The sequence below is a fragment of the Mycoplana sp. BE70 genome (assembly GCF_031455855.1).
Classification (GTDB): Bacteria; Pseudomonadota; Alphaproteobacteria; order Rhizobiales; family Rhizobiaceae; genus Mycoplana.
Window position 1 is genome coordinate 41,755 of sequence record NZ_JAVDTM010000018.1, and the last position, 24,399, is coordinate 66,153.

The following is a 24,399-nucleotide window of genomic DNA, read 5'->3' on the forward strand; positions in this document are numbered from 1 at the left end:
CGGGTGCGCATGACCGATCCGGATGCAAGCCATGAACCGTATTGACAAGCCAGACGCCTTCGACCCGGAACGGATCCGGCGCAAGGTTTCCGAGGTGCGCACCATCGAACCGGGTGGCGCGGCCGAGGAGCAGGATGGCGGCAAGACGGTCGAACTCAACCCGCTCGCCCAGCAGATTGCTCTGCAGTTTCGCGCAGAAAATTACTCGCCAAACATGATCACGGGGCTGCTGCGGCTGCTGGAATTCACGATGCTGTTCGTCATCGGCTACGGCATCACAAGCATCTACGTCGCCCCATCGCTGGACATGATGCTGTTCTACATCGGCGTGATCGCCGCCGGCTCGGCGCTCGGCGTGCTGCTGCTGCACGTGGCCGACACCTACCAGATCCCGTCGCTACGAGCGGCCTGGCGCATGATCCCCCGGTTGCTCGGCGCCTGGGCAATTGCGTTCGCGACCATGGCGCTCGCGCTTTTCTTCTTCAAGGTCGCCGAAAACACCTCCCGCGTCTGGTTCATGCTCTGGTTTTTATTCGGTGCCATCTATCTCGTAGCGGAGCGGCAACTGATCGCCTATTCGATCCGTCGCTGGGCCCGGAACGGAACGATGGAACGCCGCGCCGTGATTGCCGGTGGCGGCGAACCGGCCAAGGAACTGATCCGTGCGCTGGAGCGCCAGCCCGACAACGACATCCGCATCTGCGGTATCTTCGACGACCGGGACGAGCGACGTTCCCCCTCGATCGTCGCCGGCTACCCGAAGCTCGGAACGATAGCGGAGCTGGTCGAGTTTGCGAGGCTGGCTCGGATCGACATGCTCATCATCTCGCTGCCGCTCTCGGCCGAGACGCGCATCCTGTCTCTGCTGCGCAAGCTTTGGGTTCTGCCCGTCGACATCCGGCTGGCAGCGCATTCCAATGGCCTTCGCTTCCGCCCGCGCAGCTATTCGCAAGTCGGCAACGTCCCGCTTCTCGACCTCTTCGACAGGCCGATCGCCGACTGGGATTCGGTGGCAAAACGTATCTTCGACATCGGTTTCAGCCTGCTGGCGCTGCTGTTGCTGTGGCCGGTCTTCATCGGCGCAGCCCTTGCCGTCAAGCTGACGTCGCCGGGACCGATCATCTTCAAGCAGAAGCGACACGGCTTCAACAACGAGATCATCGAGGTCTACAAGTTCCGCTCGATGTACACCAACATGTCCGATCCGACCGCGAGGGCCGCCGTCACCAAGGGGGACCCACGGGTGACCCCGGTCGGACGTTTCCTGCGCAAATCCTCGATCGACGAACTGCCGCAGTTCTTCAACGTGCTCAAAGGCGAACTGTCGCTTGTCGGTCCGCGCCCGCACGCCATCCAGGCGCAGTCGCACGACCGCAAGTACGTCGACATCGTCGAGGGCTATTTTGCCCGTCACCGCGTCAAACCGGGCGTCACCGGCTGGGCGCAGATCAACGGCTGGCGCGGCGAAATCGACCATGACGACAAGATTCGCTACCGCACCGAGTTCGACCTCTACTACATCGAGAACTGGTCACTGCTGTTCGACCTGAAGATACTGTTCCTGACGCCGATCCGGCTGCTCAATACGGAGAACGCCTATTGAGCGCCGCGGCCCTGCCGATATTCCCGCCCCTGCGGCCACAGCTTGCCGCCATCGGCGTGATCGCGTCTGCGCTCGTCACGATCGGCGTGTTCCTGTCCGGTTTCGTCATCTCCGAACCGGCGCCGTACGAGCTCTTCATGGCGGGGCTGATCGGCATCTGGGCGCTCCTCGGGCTGCGGATCTCGCGCAGCGTCGCCCCGCTCCTGGCGCTGCTTGTAACCTTCAATATCGGCGGCATGCTTTCGTTGACGGTCATGACCGACATGGCCGACGGCCCGATGTATGTCGCCGTCTCGCTGTTTCTTGCGCTGTCATCCATCTTCTTCGCCGCGATCATCGAGGCGAAGCCGCAGCGGCTGCAACTGATCTTCCGCGCCTGGGTCGCCAGCGCCCTGATCACGGCCACGCTGGGGATCCTCGGCTACTTCAACGCATTTCCCGGCAGCGAGGCCTTCACGCTCTACGATCGCGCAAAGGGCGCATTCCAGGATCCGAACGTCTTCGGTCCCTTTCTCGTCGCCCCCGCCCTCTATCTGATGCACGGCCTGCTCGCCAATCGGCTGGCAAAGGCACCGCTGAACGTGATCGGGCTTCTCATAATCGCGCTCGGGCTTTTCCTGTCCTTCTCGCGCGCGGCCTGGGCGCTGTTTCTGTTTTCGGCGGTCGCGCTGGTCTTCATCATGCTGCTCAAGGAGCGTACCGGAGCCTTCCGCCTGAAAATCCTGGCGCTCAGCATTTCGGCTATCGGGCTCATGGTGATCGGCCTTGTCATTGCCTTGCAGATCCCGCAGATCGCCGAGCTGTTTTCCAGCCGCACCCAGCTCGTGCAGGACTACGACGGCGGCCATCTCGGCCGCTTCGCCCGGCACCGCCTCGGCTTTCTCATGTCGATGGAAACCCCGCTCGGCATCGGCCCGATGGTCTTCAGCACCATCTTTCCCGAGGACGAGCACAACATCTGGCTGAAGTCGCTGACCAGCTACGGCTGGCTCGGCTTTCTCTGTTACCTGACGCTGGTGAGTTGGACGCTCTGGACCGGTTTCCGCAACCTGCTGCTGAACCGTCCCTGGCAGCCCTATCTGATGATCGCCTACATCGCCTTTGTCGGACACACGGCGATCGGCTTCGTCATCGACACCGACCACTGGCGGCATTTCTATCTCATCGTCGGCGTTCTCTGGGGCTGTTTCGCCCTCGAACATCGCCACCGCAAGCGCTTCCGGCCGAACCAGCGAAGCGAACATGGACCGGCATAGCGACAAGGCCACGCGACGCTTGCGCCTGATGCAGGTGCTCGAACCGAGCGGCGGCGGCTCGGGGCGCCATTTCATCGATCTCTGCCGGGGACTCACCCAACGCGGCCACACGGTTCACGCGGTCTACTCTCCGCGACGCGCCGAGGAGCGCTTCGTCGATGAGCTCGTCTCGCTTGGGCTCGACGGCGTCCACCCGGTCGACATGGCCCGCTCGCCGGGACTGTCCGACTTCGGCGCATTTGCAAATCTGCGCCGCCTGATGCGGAAGCACGGACCCTTCGACGCCATCCACGGCCACAGCTCGAAGGCCGGTGCGCTCGCGCGCATCCGGCTGCCGGGCCGCCATGCGCCGCGGGTCTATACACCGCATGCGTTTCGCACGATGGATCCCACACTCGGCAGGACCGGTCAGTTCGTCTACGGCACAATCGAGACATGCCTGGCACGATTTTTAACCGACCGGGTGATCTGCGTCTCCGCCGATGAATATGCCCATGCCCGGGCGCTTGGCATGCCCCGCAAGAAGCTGTCCATCGTCGTCAACGGCGTTGAGACCCCGCCGGGCGGCCTGCGCGACACGGTCCGTGAGGCGTTCGCCATCCCCGCCGAGGCCCTCGTCTTCGGCTTTGTCGGTCGCCTCTCGCCGCAGAAAGCGCCCGAACGTCTGGTCGACGCCTTCACGATCGCCGCGGCGAAACTGCCGGAGGCCCATCTTCTGATGGTCGGCGCCGGAGAACTGGAGGACTTGGTACGCGGTCGGATCAACCAGAGCCCGGCCGGCGCACGCATTCATCTGACAAGCCGCTTCACCGGACCGGAAGCAATGGATGCGGTCGATGCGATCGTCATGCCGAGCCGCTACGAAGCGATGTCCTATGTCATGCTCGAGGCGGCCTCCGCGGCCAAGCCCCTGATTCTCACCGAGGTCGGCGGCGCATCGACCGTGCTGGAGCACGGCCACAACGGCATTCTGGTTCCCAACGACGACGACCCTCGCACGCTGGCAAACGCGATGATAGGCCTCGCCGATCCCTCGTGTCTGCAACGCTACGCCGTGGCCGCGAGGTTGCGCAGCAACGATTACGATCTGCCCCGCATGATATCGGAAACGGAGGCGATCTACCGCAGCCTTGTCACGTAATACAGCCGCACCCACTCCGCCTTAAAGGATGAGTGGGCTTGACACAGGCCCGCTGCGCTTCAGAGCTTTTGATTTCGCATATCTTTTTGGCCCAGACTGGGGGTTGTTCGACAGAAACGCATTCGTTTCGCCTTGGTCGAGCGCCATCCGCACCGCCTGCATCGCGTCCGTAGCGGGAACATCTTCGCAATTTGTTGGCATAGGTGAAATTGCCCCTTGCATCCCCGGCACCGAGACTATAGGGGTTGCGACGGTTCGGAGCGTAGCGCAGCCCGGTAGCGCACTTGACTGGGGGTCAAGGGGTCGTGGGTTCGAATCCCGCCGCTCCGACCATTGAAGACCTTGATTTTGCTACCACATCAAGGAAATGCCAAGACGCAGTCATTGGCAAAATGAGAACATTCCAGATACAGACTTACGGTGTCGGCGCAGACAGTCCCGAAATAAAGTCCGGAACGTTCTCGATGACGTTGACGAGCCAATGTCGTCATCGCTGTGCTAGCCTCCCTTCATGCGTCGATCTCTTCGCTCACCGGCCCGTCGCTTGACTTTTCATGCCGGCGCACCGATCCTGCCATCCGGGCCCTTCTAGCGCCTGGGTTGTGAGGATTGGCTGATGGCGTCCTGCACGTGTCATCGACTGAGTTCGGCAGCGATCGCCCTGCCCCGGCTTGGCGCCCCCCCTTCCTCGCCAGTCCACCGACGCCGCCTCCGCTTCATTCATCATGCGAGTAGCTTGATCACGGGCTCGTAACCCCTGGCGCGGGCCGCCGCGACCAGGGGAACATTTCAGCGACTTGGACCTCGTTTGGAGCGTGCAACGAATATCGTTGCGGCGAAAGTGAGATTTTAGATGCCCGTGGAACCGATCAGTTGCAAACTCACCCCCAATGACATGGCGATCCTGGAGACCATGCTCGACCGCCTGCCCGATGCGAGCGATCCGCTCGCGGTCTTGCTTCGAGCAAAGTTGGCGGTCGCGGAGATCTACTGCAGTGGTGCAATCCCGCCTGATGTCGTCACAATCAATAGCCGTGTGACCTACAGGTTTGAAGGATGCAGCCCGCACACCGTGGTGATCGTGCAGGCGGAACTCCCCGTCGAGGCCGTACCGCACGCGCTATCGATTCACGACCCGCTTGGTTTGGCACTTTTCGGGCTTTCGGAAGGTGATACTGCAGCGGTGATGCCGGACGACGGATGGCCGCGAACGGTCATCGTCGAGAAAGTGGTGCCCCGGTCGGAGCAACGTCACGGGGAGCCTGCGGAAACCTCGCGTGTCATCTCATTTCCGGCCCGCGCAATGCCGGTACCCTTCGACCGGAACGACGGCGATGACCCGGGACCGAGTGCGGCTTGACGACCTGAGGTCGCAACAAGCAGGGCGGTAGCTAGGCCGGCGAGGGTTCGTCGGTGCCCGAGCCATTCGGCGCGGCGCAACTCGTTCACCCACCCAATCGTACTTTGCAACCGTATCCTTCGCCTACTTCCGCTTCAGCCGCTTGGACCATTCCAGCGCCTTGCCGAGACCGGCCGGCGCCCACGGGGAGCCTTTGAGGCCGATCTTCCCACGGAGGCTCATGCCGCCGATGATCAACCGATTAACGCGGGACTTGATGAAGGAAAGCGACGCAAAGTGCAGGCCGGTCACCGGCAGGTAAGGGTTGCGGCGCAGCGACCCGTAGATCTCGACCCGCGTCGTTTCCTTGTAACTCGGGCAGCGCGCATGGAAGCCGTGCGTGTCGGCTACGATCAGCGTGTTCGCTTTCACCACCATCCTCACGGGCTGGCCGTAGCCGAGCGCTGTCAATTCCTCCGGCATGATGCGCAGCGAGCCACGCGCGGAGTATTTGTTCTCGATCGTGTCGGAGTTTTCGCTGATGCGCTTTTCCCACGCCATGCGCTGCGGCGTGACCTTGTGCGAGCCCGGCACGTACGAGAACGGCCCGTCGTCCTCGCCCACGTCCTTCAGGAAAAGCCAGGCCTTGGCGGTGGGCTGGAAGGTATCGCTGTGCAGGGCCGTCTGCGGGTCGGATGCAGTCTCCTTGGAGGGTGTCGAAGGCAGTGCCATCACGACCTGGACGACGAGCAGCGGCTGGCCATCGTGCGAGGAGACGTAACGCAGGAGGTTCGACATCCGAGGATCGTTGCGCGCTGCCTTGAAACCCGGCAGCCGCTCCAGATCGCTGTCATCGATCAGTGCGCGGCGGGTGACAGTGGTCCCCTGCAGCATGTCGTAGCGGTCGAAATCGCTGTTCTCCAGTTCCGCCGTCACCTTGGCAAAGACTTCGGCCGGCAGGAAATTCTCAATTCGAACGAAGCCGTTCTCCTCGTATTCACGCCGCTGCTCGGGTGTGACGAGTTGCGCGAGCGACTTGCGCCGCCGGTCCGCCATGTCCATTGCCACCGCCACGCGTTTCGCGTGCAGGCCCATCCTGTTCAGCGTCTTGCTGCCAATGATCGGATTGTCGGCAAAGGATTTGGCACCCGATGCGAGCTGGAGGGCGTAGAACGGACTCAGCAGGACGGAAGTGAGGCGCATACAAAACCTATAGGTGTGGACGCAATCGGATAGGATGCACTGTGCTACACCATGGGCGGGGCGAGATCAATTCCACCCGGCGGTGCGAACCTGATTTCCAAAATCAGCTGTTTCGACGGCCATCGCGCGGCGATTAATCACATTTCGATGAGCGCGTTGCGCCGGCGCTCCTGCAACGTATGATGATGATGTGATGCCAGCAATTCCCCTGTCCGGAGTCGCCGCAGTGTCCTTGTGCTCGCGCCGCTCGATGGTTCTGGCGACCTCCGCCCTCCTCCTCGCCATGGCCGTACCGGCTCGGGCAGTCGACGTCTGCGCAGATCTTCACTCGCGTCTTGCGGCCCTCACGAATGTGGAAATTCCGACCGGCGGCGGTGCCCCCTATTCCAGCGCCATCACCGAGCAGAACAATCAATTGCAGAGCGCGAGAGCGAGTCTGCGCCAGCTTGGCTGCAGCACGGGCAGCGTCAAGGTCTACCGGACGTCGACTGCCCGCCAATGTAGCGAACTCGCCTCCTCGGTCGAACGAATGGAACGCAACCTCAGGAATATCGAGGCGGGGCGCAGCGCACTTGCGTCGGCCGGAAACGGACAGGAAGCCCGCGTCAATATCCTTGCGGCGATCGAAGCGCACGGTTGCGACAGTGGCGACGAACCAAGCACGGCGCAAGCCAGCCGGGCTTCGGAAGAGCCATTGCCCGATGGCGAGTTTCCGCTTGACGGCCTGGCGACCCGGTACGTTACCAGCGGCGGTTCGGGCGGCAGATTGCGCACGGTCTGCGTCAGAACCTGCGACGGCGGCTTCTTCCCCGTAACCTCAGGCGCTTCCCCGCTCGACTTTCGACGAGACCAGAGGGTCTGCGCCAGGTTGTGTCCACAGACGGAAACCGAACTCTTCTACCAGGCGCTCGATTCTGTCGACAGCGGCGAGATGGTTTCCACCGTCACCGGCAGGCTCTACAGACAACTGCCGGCAGCCTTCGCCTATCGCACACGCGGCCTGCCGAAGCCGCAAGCCTGTGGCTGCGGCCGGCTTGCCTACACCAGCCCGGCAACGGGTACCGAAACCATCAAGGACAGCACCGGCTCCGTCACGACGATCCGCATGCATCCGGTGGGCAGCGCGGCTTCAAAGGTCGTGATCGAACGCCCTTACGATCCGGAGAAGGACAAGGTGCGCAATGTCGGCCCTGTTTTCGTCCCGGACGAACCCAAGATCGATCTGCGCAACCCCGCGGGCGCGAACTGAACCGCCTTTACCGCCGCTCTCCCCACCGCTCGGCATAAACGAGCTCGTCGAGCGGCAATCGTTGCCGCCAGCCTTTCACTGCGAGTTCCGGTTCGCGATAGAGCTCGTCGACGAAGCCGAGGCAAAGCCAGGCGACGATTTCGACCCGTTCGGGAATGCCCAGGAGCGCACGAATCTCCGCGTCGTGAAAGATGCTGACCCAGCCGACGCCGACGCCCTCCGCCCGGGCCGCAAGCCACAGGTTCTGAACCGCGCACACGGTCGAATATACGTCCATGCGCGGATTGTGCGTGCGGCCCAGCACCACGGCTCCGCCGCGGTCCGGATCGCAGGTCACGCAGATGCTGACCGGAGCCTTCAGGAGGCCCTCGAGCTTGAGCGAGCGATAAAGCGACCGGCGCTCGCCGGCAAACATCATCGCCGCCTCCTCGTTGGCACGCTCGAATGCCTCGTGCGCTTGCGCACGCACTGCCTGATCGCGAATGACGATGAAGTTCCATGGCTGCATGAAACCGACCGAGGGTGCCAGATGTGCCGCGCGAAGCAAGCGCTCGAGCAGGTCTTCGGGCACCGGTTCTGGCAGGAACTGGTCGCGCACATCGCGGCGTGTTTCGATCGCACGGTATACGGCTGCCCGCTCCGCGGGCGAAAAGGGTTGTGCGTGGACGAGATCGTCCTTCGGCAGAGGCTGCATCGTCATCTCCCCAACAATGCATGAAACCGTCCGCCGTCCGCGCGGGTTGGTCTATCTCGCCAGGCCGGTCTTCTGACTCCGGATCCTCCGGCCGCGCCGCCTTCCCGGTTGAAACACCAGTGGCGATCGGAAGGGTAGATCCTTCCAGGCTTGGCCGTCCCCGTCACAGCGTTGGGCACGTTTCGGCTTCGAGGCTGGAGTTTGCCAAGGTGTCTGCGTTCAGATCGAACGCATGGCGTCAGCCCCACCGAATTCCCGATTCTCCCCTGCTCGCGCAAGGGCACCTGACGGGCGACACTTGCGCACGCCGGTGCCTACGATGCAAGGCCGGGGCCGACGATGGCGTGTCGCGGATAGACAATCCCGATGTCTTTTGCCGCGTTGTCCTCCTCGGGCGACGCAAACACGGCGCGGTTGCGGCCACCGTTCTTGGCGGTATAGAGCGCCGTGTCGGCAACCACCATAAGGTCGTGCACGGTCCGGCCATGGTCGGGATAAACAGCGATGCCAGCGCTGCTACCGACAGCCAGCAGTTGTCCGCCGAACGGAATTGGGATCTGCGCGTCGCGCACCAGACCGTTGGCAAGATCGAGGAGGGCCTGCCTGTCGGTCATGCCGGGAAGCAGCACCGCGAACTCGTCGCCACCCAGGCGCGCCACCACTCCCTTTTCGGCGACCCTGCCCAGAAACCGGGAAGCGATCGTCCTAAGCACGGCGTCGCCCGCTGCGTGACCATGCCGATCGTTGACGGCCTTGAACTGATCGAGGTCGACCGCGAAGACGGCAAACGGACGGGTGTCCTTGTCGAGCAGTTTTTTCATGGCGTCGTCAAAGCCGGAACGGTTGAGCAAGCCGGTCAGCGCATCATGACAGGCGAGATAAGCATTTCGCGCTTCGCTTCGCTCCAGGGCCCGCACAGTTGAGGCGAACTTCAGCGCGACGAAACCCATGACCACGACGAAGATCGCGACCAGGGCGGTGATCTGCGGCATCGCCATCGACCAGACGAACGAGCCGGGGCGGTTCGGGCGCCAGGACGCAGCCATCGGGTTGAAGGCGTCGCCGCCGACACCGGTGAGCAAGAGATCGCTATCCTCGGTCGTGATTGGCAGGAAGCCCAGATCGCGGATCCCCAGGCGCTGCTCGGAATTCACCAGCATCTTGGCCGTGATCGGCTTGACGGTGACCAACAGCACAGGTTTCTTGCGCGCATCCGGAATGAAAAGCCGCTTGGGGACGACGGACTGCACCACGATGATGCTCATCGTGCCGTCGATCATCCGCATTCCGGTGACGTTGATCTGCGCCAATGTCGGCGACAATACGCCGCCGCTCTCGGCCGGCTTTGCAAGAAGCCAGCCATCGCGCGTACGGCTGAGCGCCGCATAGTAGGCCGCTTCGGCGCGTTTGGTCAGGTCGCTGACCCAGTAGAGCAATTGGTCGGCTTCTTGCGGCCGGACGACATGGCGATTGTGGACGGCCAGGACTGTCTCTTCGCCCGGCTTCGTGAAGACCGTCCAGGAAAAGCCGAAATCGCTCCAGAGCCAGTCGCGCAACTCCCTGCGAATGAAATCGTCGCTGAACGAGCCGTCGGCCAGTTCATCGAAGCCTCGATCCCAGACGGACATTCCGCTCTGGTAAAGCACAACCTGTTCGATCTGCTGACGGAACTCGTTCTTAACGAGCGTCTTTTCGGAGGTCGCAACAAAATCGTTCGCCTGCCGGATCGAGTAGTCAAGCACCATGAAATTGGCGGACGCGAACAGGGCGACGATCACTATCGCCGCAAGACCAATCATGATCTTGACGCTGCTCCGGCGCGCGACCGGACCCTCAGCCCCAGCATTCGCCATGTCTTTCCCCACCGACATGCCGGCGGTCTGCATTGCCGCCTTGTGCGTTTTGTCGCGGCACTTTGGCGCAGAAAGCGGGAATATTCCCTTAAGCAGCCTGGTTTCCGAAAGGTTAAAATCTGAAGCTGCAGAACGGCCTTTGAAGCGTCACGTGGTCGAGCCGCGAGCGCGTCAACCTGCAGGCGCGTAGCGCACAAAGGCGAACTCGTCGCCATCGGGTGACCAGTTCGGCACATTCATCGTCCCCTGCCCGCCGAGCAATTCGAACAGCACTCGATCGTTTCGGCCGTCGGCATCCATCAACCGGAGGCGGACGCGCTGATCACGGGGATGGTCGAGCACGTCGGCATCGTAGGACAGCACGAGCAGGTGTCGCCCGTCCGGCGACGGATGCGGGAACCAGTCTGCCCATTGGCTGTCGGTGATGCGCGCGACCTCGCGATTTTCCAGCCGAACGCACCAGATCTGCATGCGCCCGCTCCGGCTCGAATTGAAGTAGATGCGACCGTCGACCGACCAATCCGGTCCGTCGTTGCGACCTTCGCCGAAGGTCAGCCGCTCCTCCTCGCCGCCGTCAACCGGGATCGTATAGATATCGAAGAGATCGTCGCGGATGCCGCAATAGCAGATCTGCCTCCCGTCCGGTGACCAGCCGTGCCAATAGGATGGCAGCCTTTGCGTGACGAGCCTCGGCACTCCACCTTCAGCAGGCAAGATATAGATGGCCGACTTGCCGAATTCCGTCTTGTCGCAAATGGCCAGCCAACGGCCGTCCAGCGACAGGCCATGGTCGTTGTTGCAGCGGTTTGCAAATCCGGTGTCGATCGGCACGGGCGGACTGCCGTCGAGCGGCAGCCGGTAGAGCCGGCCGTCGCCATTGATGAGGAGTGACCGGCCATCCCGGGAAAAGTTCGGCGCCTCCACCAGTTGCTCGGTCTGCCAGACGACGTGCGTCAGTCCTGTCCGGATGTTGTGTATCTCGACCGAACTGCGCATCGTCGTTCACCTTTGCCTCATCGGTCGCGGAACCGGTTGGTGATCGGATAGCGCCGGTCGCGGCCAAAATTCTTCTTGGTGATTTTCACCCCGGGTGCCGACTGCCGGCGCTTGTATTCGGCAATGTAGAGCAGGTGCTCGATACGGTGGACGGTGGCTTCGTCATGGCCACGCGCGACGATCTCTTCGGTGCCCATCTCGTTTTCCACCAGGCACTCCAGGATGTCATCGAGCACCGGATAGGGTGGCAGCGAATCCTGGTCGGTCTGGTTCGGCCGCAATTCGGCGGACGGTGCCTTGTCGATGATGTTGCGCGGGATCACTTCGCCCGAGGGGCCGAGTGCCCCGGGCGGCACCGATGTGTTGCGCCAACGCGACAAGGCATACACCTGCATCTTGTAGAGGTCCTTGATCGGATTGAACCCCCCATTCATGTCGCCATAGAGGGTTGCATAGCCGACGGACATCTCAGACTTGTTGCCGGTCGTCACCACCATCGAGCCGAACTTGTTCGAGATCGCCATCAGAATGGTCCCGCGCGCACGGCTTTGCAGGTTCTCCTCGGTAATGCCGGACTCGGTGCCCTCGAACATGTCGGACAGCGCGTCCATGAAGCCGACGACGGGCGCTTCGATCGGGACGATGTCATACCGGCAGCCCAGCGCCCTTGCGCAGGCGGCCGCATCGCTCAGCGACTCCTGCGAGGTGTAGCGATAGGGCAGCATCACGCAGCGCACCCGCTCCTCCCCCAGCGCATCGACGGCGAGCGCAGCACAGATCGCTGAATCGATGCCGCCGGAAAGTCCGAGCACCACGTTCTTGAAGCCGTTCTTGTTGACGTAGTCGCGGAACCCCAGCATGCAGGCGCGGTAGTCGGCCTCCTCCTGCTCGGGCAGTTTGGCCATCGGCCCGCCGTCACAGCGCCAGGTGCCGTTCTCCTTCTTCCACGTGACGAGCGCGACCGATTCCTCGAACTGGCTCATCTGGAAGGCGAGCGACTTGTCGACATTCAGGCCAAAGCTCGCCCCGTCGAACACGAGTTCGTCCTGTCCGCCGAGCTGGTTGGCAAAGACCATCGGCAACCCTGTCTCGATCACCTGTCGCAGCGCCACCTGGTGGCGCACGTCGACCTTGCCGCGATAGTAGGGCGAACCGTTCGGCACCAGCAGGATTTCCGCTCCGCTTTCTGCCAGCGTCTCGCATACGCCCATGTCGTTCCAGATCTCCTCGCAGATCGGAATGCCGAGCCGAACGCCGCGGAAATTAACCGGACCGGGCATCGCGCCTTCGACAAACACACGCTTCTCGTCGAACTCGCCGTAGTTCGGCAGGTCGAGCTTGTCGCGGAACACAAGGATGCGCCCCCCATCGAGCACGGCGACGGAATTGTGCCGGCCGGTCGCCCCCTGGCGGGGAAAACCGACGACGACGCCCGGACCACCATCGGCGGTATCAGCGGCGAGTGCATTGACGGCAGCATGGCATGCCTTGAGGAACGCCGGCTTCAGAACGAGGTCCTCCGGCGGATAGCCGGAAATGAACAGCTCCGTCAGAAGCAGCAGATCCGCTCCCTGACGGGCGGCATCGGCACGCGCCTCGCGCGCTTTCGCCAGGTTTCCGGCGACGTCCCCGACCGTCGGGTTGAGTTGCGCAACCGCAATCCGGAGCGTCGTCCTGTTGTTGTTCTCGTTCATCTCTGCCCTCGATCCGCACTCGCCCGGGCGTCATCACGACGGGCGGTCTCAAGACGCTGTTTAAAGGATGATCGCTGGTTTGAAAATGAAGGGTTTTCGTTTCCGCAAGGGCGCGTCAGGCGACGCGGCCGGATCGTGCGATCTGACGGCCAGCGAGGTCCCGCCGGCGGCCGGCGCGACTATTCATCCCCTGTTCAAGGTGACAGCGATATGACAGAGAGACGACACTTTTATGAAGCCTGGAGTAACGCGTGACCCTTGTAAGTTCTGCCGTCACGGCAACCGCCGTCGAAAAGCGGTTTACCGTCGACACAGGTCATCCCGCCCGCGTCGCAAAGACGATGGCGGTGCTGGGTTCCGTTGGCCTGACAGTGCTGCTCGCCGTCGCGACCGTCGCCGCCGTCGAACTGATCACACGCAATTCGACCAGTGCCACGATCACCTTCCTGACGACCTATGCGCAGCCCGGATGGACCACCTGCGGCCTGTTCCTTCTTGCCTTTCTCGGTTTTGACGCGCTGATCGGCCGCCAGCACAAGGCGGTGCTGGTGTTGGCGCCGATCGCGATCCTTCTCGCCTTCATCTCCGAGCAGAAGCAGATCTTCCTGACTGATCCGCTCTATCCCACCGACCTGCTGTTCGGCCGCCAGATCATGGAACTGATGCCGGCGCTGGTTCGCGATCGGCCGTGGACAGCTGTCGCCGTCGGAATCGGCTCGCTGTCAGCCATCGCCGCACTCGTCTCGGTCTGGATTTTTGCCTGGAAGCGGTTTCGGCCGCTGACCCTGAAGGAGCGCGCCCTGCGGCTGGCGATCGCCGTTCCGCTGCTGGCAGGCTTCTCCTCGATCATGGACTACAACCAGTTTTCCTGGGTCCGCGATCGTCTGCACGTCTTCCCGATCATGTGGGACCAGGCGGAGAACTATCGCCACAACGGCTTCATGCTCGCCTTTGCGATCAACCTGCCGATGGCGAACGTCAAGGCTCCGGCCGGCTACTCGGGCGACGCGATCGACCATATTCAGCAGGAGCCGCTTCCCGCAGGGACCAACCACCGCAGCAAGCCCGACGTGATCGTGGTCATGAGCGAGTCGCTATGGGATCCGACGCGCCTGCCGAGCCTGAAACTCTCCCCTGACCCGATGCCCGTCATTCGCGAGAACACGACCGGCGCGGTCTTCTCTCCGGAGTTCGGTGGACTGACGGCGAACGTGGAGTTCGAGGCGTTGACCGGTTTCTCCAACGCCTTCCTGCCAACCGGCAGCATTCCCTACCAGCAGTATGTGCGCAATCCGATCCCGTCACTTGCGACGTTCTTCCGCGGCGAGGGCTACACCGCGCGTGCCATTCACCCCTTCGCCGGCTGGTTCTGGAACCGTACCTCCGTCTACAAGTCCTTTGGCTTCGAGACCTTTCGCACCGAAGAGACGATGCCTGTCATGACAAAACGGGGTATTTTCGCCTCCGACGAGGCGCTGACGAACGAGATCATTCGCCAGGCCGATGCACAGCAAGATCCGTTCTTCTTCTTCGCCGTAACGTTGCAGGGTCACGGCCCCTATGAGCCGAACCGGTATGCGAAGAACACGATCAAGGTCGAAGGTGACCTGCCCTTTGCCGACCGGCAGGCACTTTCTACCTATGCCCAGGGCGTGAAGGAGGCGGATGACAGCCTGAAGACGCTGATGGACTGGGCGAGCAACCGCGACCGCGAGACGATCATCATCGTCTTCGGCGACCACCTGCCGCCGCTGAACACCGTCTATACGGCGACTGGCTACATGAACAATGTAACCGCCTCCCGCCGCGGCTCGGTCGAGCAGATGAAGCAGGAGCACGAAACCCCGCTCATCGTCTGGTCCAACAAGACCGGCGTGAAGGAGGACATCGGCACCATCAGCCCGGCGCTGCTGCCCTACCACATCCTGACGGAGGCGGGTTTCGAGCACCCCTACTACACCGGCTTTCTCGGTCGTGTTCAGAAACAGTATGACGTCATCGACCGCTACCAGCTGATCGGCGACGACGGCAAAGCAACACCGGACTGGTCGCGCAAGAAGAACATCGATCCGCTCATTCGCGACTATCGGCTCCTGCAGCACGACATCCTGTTCGGCAAGCGCCGCGGTCTCGAGCGCTTCTTCCCCTCGCATGCGGGCGTTGTCGGCGCGGCATCCTGACGACCGGACATAGACAAAAAGAACCCTCGTTTTCCAGGGACAACGAGGGTTCTTTGGTATTTGGGCCATTTTCCTTTCAGTAGGCGCAGTCGCCCAAGTCGAAAGGCATGTCGGCTGCGGGTCGGGACCGTACGACTATTCGAGTTCGGCTGACCGGGTCCAAAGGTTGATGTGGGCTTCGCGCGCGTAACCGTCGATTTCCGCCAGTTCCTCGGCGGTGAAATCAGCACGTTCCAGCGACTTGACGCAATCGACGATCTGGGCGGCACGGCTCGCGCCGATCAACGCCGAGGTGACACGGTCGCCGCGCAGAACCCAGGCGATCGCCATTTGCGCCAGCGTCTGGCCGCGGCGTTCGGCGATCTCGTTGAGCTTGCGGACGTTATCGATGATCTCCGGGCGGATGAAATCCTTCTTGAGGAAATGGTTCTGTGCCGCGCGGCTGTCGCCCGGGATACCGCCGAGATATTTCGTCGTCAGCATGCCCTGCGCGAGCGGCGAGAAGACGATGGAACCGATGCCGAGTTCATCGAGTGTGTCGAGCAAGCCGTCTCGCTCGACCCAGCGATTGAGCATCGAATAGCTCGGCTGGTGGATGAGGCAGGGCGTTCCGAGATCCTTCAGGATCGCCGCCGCCTCGCGCGTGCGCTGTGAGTTGTAGGAGGAAATGCCGACATAGAGCGCGCGGCCCGAGCGGACGATGTGGTCGAGCGCGGCACAGGTCTCCTCCAGCGGCGTCTCGGGGTCGAAGCGGTGCGAATAGAAGATGTCGACATAGTCCAGGCCCATGCGCTTCAGGCTCTGGTCGCAGGAGGCGATCAGATACTTGCGGCTGCCCCATTCGCCATAGGGACCGGGCCACATGTCGTAACCGGCCTTGGAGGAAATGATCAGTTCGTCGCGCAGGCCGGCAAAATCAGTGCGGAGGATTTCGCCGAACGCCGTTTCGGCCGAACCGGGCGGCGGGCCGTAATTGTTGGCGAGATCGAAATGGGTGATGCCGAGGTCGAAGGCCGTCCGGCACATGTCGACCTTCCGCTCGTGTGGCGTATCACCACCAAAATTATGCCACAGGCCGAGCGAGACGGCCGGTAGCTTAAGGCCGGAGCGTCCGACGCGGTTGTACTTCATGATGTCGTAACGGTTTTCCGCGGGCTGCCAAGCCATCGTTCACTCCCTCAGATTATTTCGTTGCCATGGATACCGCCGCCCGGGGGCGTCCCACAAGCGGCAATTGAAACGCGTCGGCTCGCACATCCTCTTGAGCAACGCCCATGCCTCCGCGATGCCGAAGGCGGCAGGCTCGGTGCACATGGTGCTGCCGGAACGATCCGTCAGGCGCCGGCCCCAAGCCCGCTGCCCCAGGGGCCGTGGTGGCTGTCGGCGCCATCGACGCGGTCGAAACCATGCGCCCCGAAGAAGTCACGCTGCGCCTGGATAATGTTGGCCGTGCCGCGCCCGCGACGATAGCTGTCAAAGTAGCCGAGCGCGGAGGCGAGCGCCGGCACGGGTAGCCCGCCGAGGACAGCCGTCGATACGACGCGACGCAGCGCAGCGTCGGTTTCCTCGAGCATGGCGGCAAAGGCCGGCGTGACGATCAGGTTGACTGCATCCGGGTTCTTGGTGAAGGCGGTGGTGATCTCGTCGAGGAACTGCGAGCGGATGATGCAGCCAGCCCGCCAGATCTTGGCGATCGTCGGCATCGGCAGGTTCCACTTGAACTCCCTCGACGCGGCCGCCATCACCGCGAAGCCTTGCGCATATGCGCCGATCTTGGCGGCCAGCAATGCGAGCTCAAGATCCTTGATGAACGCCGCCCTGTCGGAAACCGACAGCGGCGCCACGGCTGGAAGGCCAAGAACCTTCTGCGCCGCCTCGCGTTCGACCTTCATCGAGGAGATACCGCGCGCGGCCACGGCCGCCTCGATCGCGGTTGCGGGAACGCCCAGGTTCTGTGCCTCGATGACGGACCACTTGCCGGTGCCCTTCTGGCCGGCCTGGTCGAGGATGACATCGACGATGGGCTTGCCGCTGATGGGATCGGCAGCCTCCAGAACCTTCGCGGTAATCTCGATCAGGTAGGAGTTCAGGCGCCCCTTGTTCCAGTCAGCGAAGACTTCGCTGATCTCGCCGGCACTCATTTTCAAGCCATCGCGCAGGATGCCGTAGATTTCAGCGATCATCTGCATATCGGCGTATTCGATCCCGTTGTGGATCGTCTTGACGAAATGGCCCGCACCGTTCTCGCCGAGCCAGGCGACACACGGCTCGCCATTGTATTGCGCAGCAATCGACGTCAGCACCTTCTCGACGCGCTTCCAGGATTCTTCCGTGCCGCCGACCATGATCGAGGGGCCGTGGCGCGCGCCCTCCTCGCCCCCGGAAACGCCCATGCCGATGAAGGTGGGGCCGGTGTCCTTGAGTGCATCGAAGCGGCGCATCGTGTCGCGGAAGTTGGCGTTGCCGGCGTCAATCAGGATGTCGTTCTTCTCGAGAAGCGGCCTCAACTGCTGCATCTGCTGATCGACCGGATCGCCGGCCTTGATCATGATGATGATCGGCCGCGGCGGCCGGATGGCGGCGACGAACTCCTCGATCGTGTCACAGGGCACGATGTTGTCCTGCAGCGCCCCGGCCTCCTGATAGAACTCGTGGGTGCGGGCGACGGTGCGGTTGAAGACCGCGACCCTGTTGCCCTTTTCGGCGATGTTGAGCGCCAGATTCGATCCCATGACGCCGAGACCGATCAAACCGATTTCCGCCTGTACCACCGTCTTACCTCCGTATGAAAATGGACGCATCGCCGGATGCAAAAGCACCCTCCGAAAATGCGCACGCCCGACTGCTCGAAGCGCGGGACTGAAGCATCCCGACTTCGGTAGTCGTGGTTTTCGCACTCAAATCGATTTACGACAAGGACAAGTGTGTCGTCAGGCCTCGATGGGCCATCACGCCCGACGATCGTCCGGCTGTTCTCCATGCCTTGTCGCGCCATCTCCATCGTCGAGAACACGCCAGGCCGCGCCGTCTAGGTCTTCGTACTGACCGCTCTTGATCGACCACAGAAAGGCCGCAAGGCTAAGTCCACCAAGAGAAAGCGCAATCGGGATCAGATAGACCAGCGTGCTCATGCGGGCCTTGCCATTCCGACAGAGGGTGCCTGCTTCACGGCATTGTCTGCCGCCGCAGGCGCCTTGCCCCTCAGCCTCAACGAATTGCCCACCACGATGATCGAGGAGGTCGACATGGCGATGGCGGCGATCAACGGTGTCGCATGGCCGAAGATCGCGATCGGAACCGCGATGACGTTGTAGCCGATCGCCAGCGCGAAGTTCTGCCGGATCAGGCTGCTGGCCTTGCGCGCCGTCTCCAGCGCAAAGGAAACCGAGTCAAGCCCATTGTGCAGGAAGACGAGGTCTGCAGCCTGCCGACCGATGTCGGCGGCAGTTGCCGGCGCCATCGACACATGCGCGGCTGAAAGTGCCGGTGCATCGTTGATGCCGTCCCCGACCATCAGCACCTTGCGGCCGGATTCGGCACACGTCGTCACGGCCTCCGTCTTGTCCCGCGGTGCGAGCGCGGCGCGCCACCGCTCGACACCCAGCATCGACGCGACCCGCTCGACGGGAGCCGGCCGGTCGCCGGAGAGGATGCCGACTTCGACACCCTGATGGAGTAGACTGTCTATCGCGTTTCGCGCAGCCGGCCGAAGCCTATCCTCGAAACTGTAGGTTTCGAGCGGCCGCCGATCGAGCGAGAGAACGACCTCCGACGTCGCCGCGCCATCGTTCCCGTCATCGTCAACACCGCAGGCAAAGGCACGATTGCCAAGCCGGTACGTCCCTTCGGGCGCCACGGCCTCGAGCCCGCAGCCGGGAATCTCCGTGACGGTCTGGAACTGCGGCAAGGGTCCGGTGTAGGCGGCGGCCAGTGCGCCCGACAGCGGGTGGCGTGAGTGCCCGCCGATCGCCGCAGCGATGGCGAACGGTTGTGCGGTCGGTCGCCTGTCACCGGCACCTTCAACGGCGGACGTGCGCCCGACCAACCGTGGCGTCCCCATGGTCAGCGTTCCGGTCTTGTCGAACAGCGCGGTGTCGATCTCGGCAAGCCGCTCCATCGCCGAACCGTCCTTGACCATGACGCCATTGCTGAACAGGCGGCCAGCGGCCACGACCTGCACGACCGGCACGGCAAGGCCGAGCGCGCACGGGCAGGTGATGATCAGCACGGCAACGGCAACGAGCATCGCGTGCTTCCAATCGCCGTCGTAGAAGCCCCAGCAGAAGAACGAAATGAGGGCGAGCAGGTGCACGACCGGCGAGTAGTAGGCGGCGGCACGGTCGGCAAGGCGACGGTAGCGGGCGCGCCCGCCTTCGGCAGCCTCCATCAGGCCGATCACTTCGGCGAGGAAGGATTCGCGCGCCACTGCGGTCGCCTCGACCACGAGCGCCCCGGTGAGGTTCATGACACCAGCCTCCAGCTGGGTCCCCGGGCGGGCCGTAACAGGTGCACTCTCGCCGCTGACGAGGGAACGATCCACGTCGCTCGTCCCCGTGACGACGCGCGCATCGACGGCGATCCGCTCACCGGCGGCAACCGAAAGCTGGTCCCCAACCGCGATCTCCTCGACCGGCCGGTATTCCCTTGCACCGTTGGCCGATACCACCATGGCACCGCGTGGCGACAGCCGGGCGAGGCCTGTGATTGCGGAGCGGGCGCGATCTCGCATGACGTGATCGAGCGTACGGCCGATCAGAAGGAAGAACAGCAGCGTGACCGTCGCGTCGAACCAGGCGTGCTCGGCGTGATGGATCGTCTCCCACAGCGAGACAAAATAGGACAACGTGACGGCGAGCGAGATCGGCACGTCCATGTTGGTGCGGCCGTGCTTCAGGGCGCCCCAGGCGGAGCGGAAGAAGAAGCGGCCGGCATAGAGCAGCACCGGACCGGCGATAAAGGCCGAGATCCAGTGGAACATGTCCCGGGTCGAGGCTTCGGCTCCGGACCAGACGGACACCGACAGCAGCATGATGTTCATGGCCGCAAAGCCCGACACCGCCACAGCCCGTATCAGTTGATTGCGCAACTCATCGTCGCCGGCAAGCTGAGCCGTGAACAGATGCGCTGCATATCCGGTCGAGGTAATTGCGGTCACGATCGTCTGCGGATCAAAGCCCTGCCCCGCGCGCCACCGCACCGTCACGCGTTTCGCCGTCAAGTTGACGCGCGCGCTCTCGATCCCGGCCAACTCCGTCAGTGCATTTTCGATCGTCGAAATGCAGGCGCCGCAGTGCATCGCAGGAACGCTCAGATCCGTCTGGCGCAGCCCCTCGCCGAGATCCCGGCTCGCAAGCAGAAGCTCTTCCGCCGATGGCGTGGCTCCCAAGGCCGCCGCGCCGTCGAGGGCGCCTTCGGTACCGGGGGCACAGCAACTCATGGCTTCTCTCCCGCAACGACAAGACGGATCGTCTGATGAAAGATCGTTTCGCCGCCCCGAACGGTGGTGACGTCGGCGATCCACTGTCCGCCTGCCATATCGCGCTTGGCAGCGTAGTTCCCCGCACCGTCTTCGACAAGGGTGAGCCGGAAGTCCTCCCGCTCGTCGACGGGGCGCTTGAATGTGACCGTGACGGCGTCGGCTGCCACCGGGGCGCCCGCGGCATCGCGCAGCTGATAGCTGACCTGGCCGTCGGCGATCTGGAGCGAGCCCGCCAATCCACTGGCGGCAAAGGCTTTCGCTTCCGCCACCTTGCCGTTGAACTGCTGGCTGGCGACGTAGGTATTCTGTACCACCAGACCGCTCCAGCTGCTGACCGCGTTCCACGCCATCACGAGGTTGACGGCGATGATCGTGCCGAAGAACAGCAGCATCACACCCAGCATATGCCATCCGGTGAATGTGAACGGCGCCTTTGGGGTCTTCGCAGTCCGGCTCATCGCGTACCTCCTGGAACATTGAAGTTGGCGTCATAGGCGCTGTGCTCGTTGCCCGGCTTATCTTCGGCCACGAGCCGGAAACCGCCATCTGCTTCTGCGCCGAATTCCTTCGGCAGCGTCACGAACACTTTCAGCGCCGTCACCTTGTCCGGCAATGCCGGGATGTTGAAATGACGGCTGTCGGGGCTGTCGTGACCGGCAATGCGCATCGTCGCATTCGGCATCCCCTCGATCGAGAGAGTGATGATGCGGGGCTCCGGGATCATGTTCAGAAGCTTGACCTCGTAGCCGTTGCGGATCGAACCGTCCGACTCGAGCACATACTGCGGATTTCGATCATGAATGACATTCAGCCCCAGGCGGTCGCGCGAAACAAGCGCGAAAATCAGCCCCAGACCCGCAAGCGACCAAACCACCAGGTAGAAGATCGTGCGGGGGCGGAAGATCACATGCCAGTTGAAGTGGCGCACCTTGTCCGAAAGGGTACCGTCCGTCTGGTTGCGAACGCGCGCGGGATCGATCGGCCCCGCACCGCCATCGGTGGCGAGCGCCATGTTGCCCATGTAGTCCGAGAGGGTCGCGTAGGCGATCAGCCCGCGCTCCTTGCCGACCTTGTCCATGACGCTGTCGCAGGCATCGATGCACAGGGCACAGGTGATGCATTCCAGCTGCTGTCCGTCGCGAATGTCGATTCCCATCGGACAGACGGCGACGCAGGCGTTGCAGTCGACGCAGTCACCCACGCTTTCGCCGGCCGCGAGGGCCTTCTTGGAGTGGCGCGAGCGCGGCTCGCCACGCCAGTCGTTGTAAGTGACGACCAGGGAATTCTCGTCCACCATTGCAGCCTGGATGCGCGGCCAGGGGCACATATAGGTGCAGACCTGCTCGCGCATCAGTCCACCGAAAACGTAGGTCGTCGCCGTCAGCACGGCGACGGTAATATAGGCGATAGGCGGCGCATCAAACGTGAGGAAGCTTCTGAGCAGTTCTGGTGCGTCGGCGAAATAGAAGATCCAGGCGCCGCCGGTGGCAACCGCAATGGCGAGCCATACGACGTGCTTGGCAACCCGTTTGCGTAGTTTATCCAGCGTCCATGGACCGGCATCGAGCTTGATCCGCGCATTGCGGTCCCCCTCGATCGCCCGCTCGACGACGAGGAACAGGTCGACCCACACGGTTTGCGGACAGGCGTAGCCGCACCAGGCCCGACCGACCGCCGACGTGACCAGAAACAGCCCGAAACCCGCCATCACAAGCAGGCCGGCCACGAAGAAGAACTCCTGCGGCCAAATCTCGATGAAGAAGACGTAGAAGCGCCGATTGGCCAGGTCGATCAGCACCGCTTGATCCGGCGCATGAGCGCCGCGATCCCAACGGATCCAGGGCGTCAGGTAGTAGATGCCGAGCGTCACCAGCATCACGATCCACTTGAACTGCCGAAACTGGCCCTCCGCGCGCTTTGGAAAGATCTTCCGCCGCTTCTCGTAGAGTGGCTTGCGGTGTTTGGCGGAGTTGACCGCCTCGGCCTCGAGCCGCTCGATGGCGGGCTCCGTCTTGGGTTCTAGAGCATTGTAAATATTCATCGAGCGGCACCGTCCTTCGGTAACCTTGTGCGCCCCGTATCCTGAGGCCTCCTTGACTTAAATCAACTATTACGGCCGCAGCGGCCGAAGTGGCATGCGACAAATCCGCCGCAGGCGCGACCGCCATCGCTCCAGGCGTGAACAGCCGTTGCGGCTGCGTCCCCTCATTACTCAAGCAACCGCATAATCGGCCACGGCGAGGTCACGCCGATCCTTGCCGACGCACGAATCGGTGTCCTTGGTGCGGATCAAACAGCAGGCCATTTCCGGCCCCCACCTCGCAGGCGAGATTTCCCGCCTCTGGAGAGGTCGGATGAAAGCCGACCTGACGCGAGAGACGAATCGCAAGCCGGGCGCAAATGCGCTCTACTTGGGAATGACACAGCCGAATTGCGCCGATACGCTCGGTCGCGTGGTCGAATTTTCTTCAACCGACGTGCGTCGTCTCCTATGCTGCAACTTGAAAGGAACGCGACGATGGCCACCCTGCCCGCCCGAATCATCCACCGCTCGATCGCCCGTGATTGGCGCCAGGTCTATGCCTTCGCCTCGAGGCCGGAGAAGATGCCGCGTTGGGCCGCGGGCCTCGCGTCCGGCCTGGCACCGGACGGCGCCGACTGGATCGCCGATGGTGGGTCGATCGGACAAGTTCGTGTTCGCTTTGCCCCGGAGAACGATTTCGGTGTGATCGATCACACCGTCACGATGCCGGACGGGCAGGTCATCCACAATGCGCTGCGGGTCGTGCCCAACGGCGACGGCGCAGAGGTGATGTTCACCCTGCTTCGCCTGCCTGGCATGGATGACGCGGCATTCGAAATGGACGCCGCACAGGTGGCGCGTGATCTCGAGACACTGAAAGAGCTGCTGGAAACACAAGGAGACAGGTGATGGGCGCGACCGGCAAGGACCGCAAGATTGACTATATCGAGTTCACCGTGGCCGACATCGCCCGATCGAAAGCCTTCTACGGCGGTGCTTTCGGCTGGACCTTCACGGACTACGGCCCGCAATACTGCGAGTTCCAGGATGGCCGGCTGACGGGCGGCTTCACGACGCTGGCGCCGGTGAACGCCGCCGGCGGACCCCTGGTGATTCTTTTTGCCGACGATCTTGAAGACGCCGCTGGCCTTGTGGAGAAGGCCGGCGGCCGGATCGTCAAGGCGATTTTCCCGTTCCCCGGCGGACGGCGCTTCCACTTTGCCGACCCGGATGGATACGAGTTGGCGGTGTGGTCGGACCGGTAGGCGCGCGAGACGCCGCGGCGGAAGAAAGCAGGGAGCGGTCGCCGCGAATGCAGCGGCTACAGTCGATCCTGAAGCAGACCGACAAATACAGACACCATCTTTCCGAGAGAGAGGTGCTGCGCCAAATCGCTGATGTCCGCGGCGAGACGTGATGGCGCGACGAATCTATGTCGACAGCAACATCTTCATCTATCTGCTCGACGGCAGTGACGATCTCCGCCAGCGCACCTTGGCTAAATTGGCCGCAATCTTCCACGTCATCAAACGCGGGGAGTGTGACACTCTTACTTTGCAGTTTCAGGACATACTAACTTTGCGGCTACACGACATGTGGCAGCCAGGTTGAATTGTCCGCCGGCGCGCAAAGTAGAAATGTCACTTCAAGCGGCCGCGCGGCACGACGATCAGCCCCGATCTGAGCGGC

At 62.8% G+C, this 24,399-nt stretch carries 19 protein-coding genes, 1 tRNA gene and 1 riboswitch; of the genes, 9 read left to right on the forward strand and 11 right to left on the reverse strand.

What is annotated here, in order from left to right; all coding sequences use genetic code 11:
* The first annotated feature begins 31 nt into the window (after positions 1–31).
* From J2Y48_RS24110 to J2Y48_RS24130, 5 genes are all read left to right on the forward strand, one after another.
* Positions 32–1,603, forward strand: coding sequence for an undecaprenyl-phosphate glucose phosphotransferase (locus J2Y48_RS24110; RefSeq protein WP_310423766.1), 1,572 nt, complete (start codon positions 32–34; stop codon positions 1,601–1,603).
* Entirely contained in the window at positions 1,600–2,859 is a 1,260-nt protein-coding gene (locus tag J2Y48_RS24115) for an O-antigen ligase family protein (protein ID WP_310423769.1), read from the forward strand. The genes J2Y48_RS24110 and J2Y48_RS24115 overlap by 4 nt, the downstream gene beginning before the upstream one ends.
* Positions 2,846–4,000, forward strand: coding sequence for a glycosyltransferase (locus tag J2Y48_RS24120; RefSeq protein ID WP_310423771.1), 1,155 nt, complete (start codon positions 2,846–2,848; stop codon positions 3,998–4,000). Before J2Y48_RS24115 ends, J2Y48_RS24120 begins: the two co-directional genes overlap by 14 nt.
* Positions 4,001–4,256: 256 nt before the next feature.
* Positions 4,257–4,333, forward strand: a tRNA-Pro gene (locus J2Y48_RS24125).
* 520 nt (positions 4,334–4,853) lie between these two features.
* Positions 4,854–5,360 carry a hypothetical protein gene (locus J2Y48_RS24130; RefSeq protein WP_310423774.1) on the forward strand — a complete coding sequence of 169 codons (507 nt, stop codon included), beginning with the start codon at positions 4,854–4,856 and terminating at the stop codon, positions 5,358–5,360.
* 123 nt (positions 5,361–5,483) lie between these two features.
* Here J2Y48_RS24130 and J2Y48_RS24135 read toward each other — a convergent pair whose 3' ends face one another.
* Positions 5,484–6,542 carry a phytanoyl-CoA dioxygenase family protein gene (locus J2Y48_RS24135; RefSeq protein WP_310423777.1) on the reverse strand — a complete coding sequence of 353 codons (1,059 nt, stop codon included), beginning with the start codon at positions 6,540–6,542 and terminating at the stop codon, positions 5,484–5,486.
* 193 nt (positions 6,543–6,735) lie between these two features.
* Between J2Y48_RS24135 and J2Y48_RS24140 the strand changes: the two genes are divergently transcribed.
* Positions 6,736–7,791 carry a DUF2865 domain-containing protein gene (locus J2Y48_RS24140; protein WP_310423780.1) on the forward strand — a complete coding sequence of 352 codons (1,056 nt, stop codon included), beginning with the start codon at positions 6,736–6,738 and terminating at the stop codon, positions 7,789–7,791.
* A 7-nt stretch (positions 7,792–7,798) separates the two neighbouring features.
* On the opposite strand, the gene bluB is transcribed toward J2Y48_RS24140, so the two are convergent.
* From bluB to J2Y48_RS24160, 4 genes are all read right to left on the reverse strand, one after another.
* The gene (gene bluB / locus J2Y48_RS24145; protein WP_310423783.1) at positions 7,799–8,485 is read right to left on the reverse strand and encodes a 5,6-dimethylbenzimidazole synthase; all 687 of its coding nucleotides are present in this window, start codon (positions 8,483–8,485) and stop codon (positions 7,799–7,801) included.
* Between the two features lie 44 nt (positions 8,486–8,529).
* Positions 8,530–8,788, reverse strand: a riboswitch (cobalamin riboswitch).
* An 11-nt stretch (positions 8,789–8,799) separates the two neighbouring features.
* Positions 8,800–10,338: a GGDEF domain-containing protein gene (locus J2Y48_RS24150; RefSeq protein WP_310423785.1), complete on the reverse strand. Its 1,539-nt coding sequence runs from the start codon at positions 10,336–10,338 to the stop codon at positions 8,800–8,802.
* Between the two features lie 171 nt (positions 10,339–10,509).
* A complete protein-coding gene (locus J2Y48_RS24155; RefSeq protein WP_310423788.1) occupies positions 10,510–11,334 on the reverse strand; it encodes a hypothetical protein in 825 nt (274 codons plus the stop codon).
* 17 nt (positions 11,335–11,351) lie between these two features.
* Positions 11,352–13,028, reverse strand: coding sequence for an NAD+ synthase (locus tag J2Y48_RS24160; RefSeq protein ID WP_310423791.1), 1,677 nt, complete (start codon positions 13,026–13,028; stop codon positions 11,352–11,354).
* Between the two features lie 251 nt (positions 13,029–13,279).
* Here J2Y48_RS24160 and J2Y48_RS24165 point away from each other — a divergent pair, with 251 nt between their 5' ends.
* Positions 13,280–15,208: an LTA synthase family protein gene (locus tag J2Y48_RS24165; RefSeq protein WP_310423794.1), complete on the forward strand. Its 1,929-nt coding sequence runs from the start codon at positions 13,280–13,282 to the stop codon at positions 15,206–15,208.
* 135 nt (positions 15,209–15,343) lie between these two features.
* Here the strand turns inward: J2Y48_RS24165 and mgrA are convergent, their stop codons facing one another.
* From mgrA to ccoG, 6 genes are all read right to left on the reverse strand, one after another.
* Positions 15,344–16,375 (reverse strand): L-glyceraldehyde 3-phosphate reductase, encoded by a 1,032-nt coding sequence (gene mgrA, locus J2Y48_RS24170; protein ID WP_310423797.1) that lies wholly within the window; start codon positions 16,373–16,375, stop codon positions 15,344–15,346.
* 167 nt (positions 16,376–16,542) lie between these two features.
* Positions 16,543–17,979, reverse strand: a complete 1,437-nt coding sequence (gene gndA / locus J2Y48_RS24175) for an NADP-dependent phosphogluconate dehydrogenase (RefSeq protein WP_310423800.1) — start codon at positions 17,977–17,979, stop codon at positions 16,543–16,545.
* Positions 17,980–18,156: 177 nt separating this feature from the next.
* Positions 18,157–18,339: a cbb3-type cytochrome oxidase assembly protein CcoS gene (ccoS, locus tag J2Y48_RS24180; protein ID WP_310423803.1), complete on the reverse strand. Its 183-nt coding sequence runs from the start codon at positions 18,337–18,339 to the stop codon at positions 18,157–18,159.
* On the reverse strand, positions 18,336–20,645 hold the full coding sequence (locus J2Y48_RS24185) for a cation-translocating P-type ATPase (protein ID WP_310423807.1): 2,310 nt from the start codon (positions 20,643–20,645) through the stop codon (positions 18,336–18,338). Before J2Y48_RS24185 ends, ccoS begins: the two co-directional genes overlap by 4 nt.
* Positions 20,642–21,145, reverse strand: coding sequence for a FixH family protein (locus J2Y48_RS24190; protein WP_310423810.1), 504 nt, complete (start codon positions 21,143–21,145; stop codon positions 20,642–20,644). Before J2Y48_RS24190 ends, J2Y48_RS24185 begins: the two co-directional genes overlap by 4 nt.
* Positions 21,142–22,728 (reverse strand): cytochrome c oxidase accessory protein CcoG, encoded by a 1,587-nt coding sequence (ccoG, locus tag J2Y48_RS24195; protein WP_310423813.1) that lies wholly within the window; start codon positions 22,726–22,728, stop codon positions 21,142–21,144. Before ccoG ends, J2Y48_RS24190 begins: the two co-directional genes overlap by 4 nt.
* Positions 22,729–23,205: 477 nt before the next feature.
* On the opposite strand from ccoG, the gene J2Y48_RS24200 reads away from it, so the two are divergent.
* A complete protein-coding gene (locus tag J2Y48_RS24200) occupies positions 23,206–23,619 on the forward strand; it encodes an SRPBCC family protein (protein ID WP_310423816.1) in 414 nt (137 codons plus the stop codon).
* Positions 23,619–23,975 (forward strand): VOC family protein, encoded by a 357-nt coding sequence (locus J2Y48_RS24205; protein WP_310423819.1) that lies wholly within the window; start codon positions 23,619–23,621, stop codon positions 23,973–23,975. The genes J2Y48_RS24200 and J2Y48_RS24205 overlap by 1 nt, the downstream gene beginning before the upstream one ends.
* Positions 23,976–24,399: the final 424 nt, after the last annotated feature.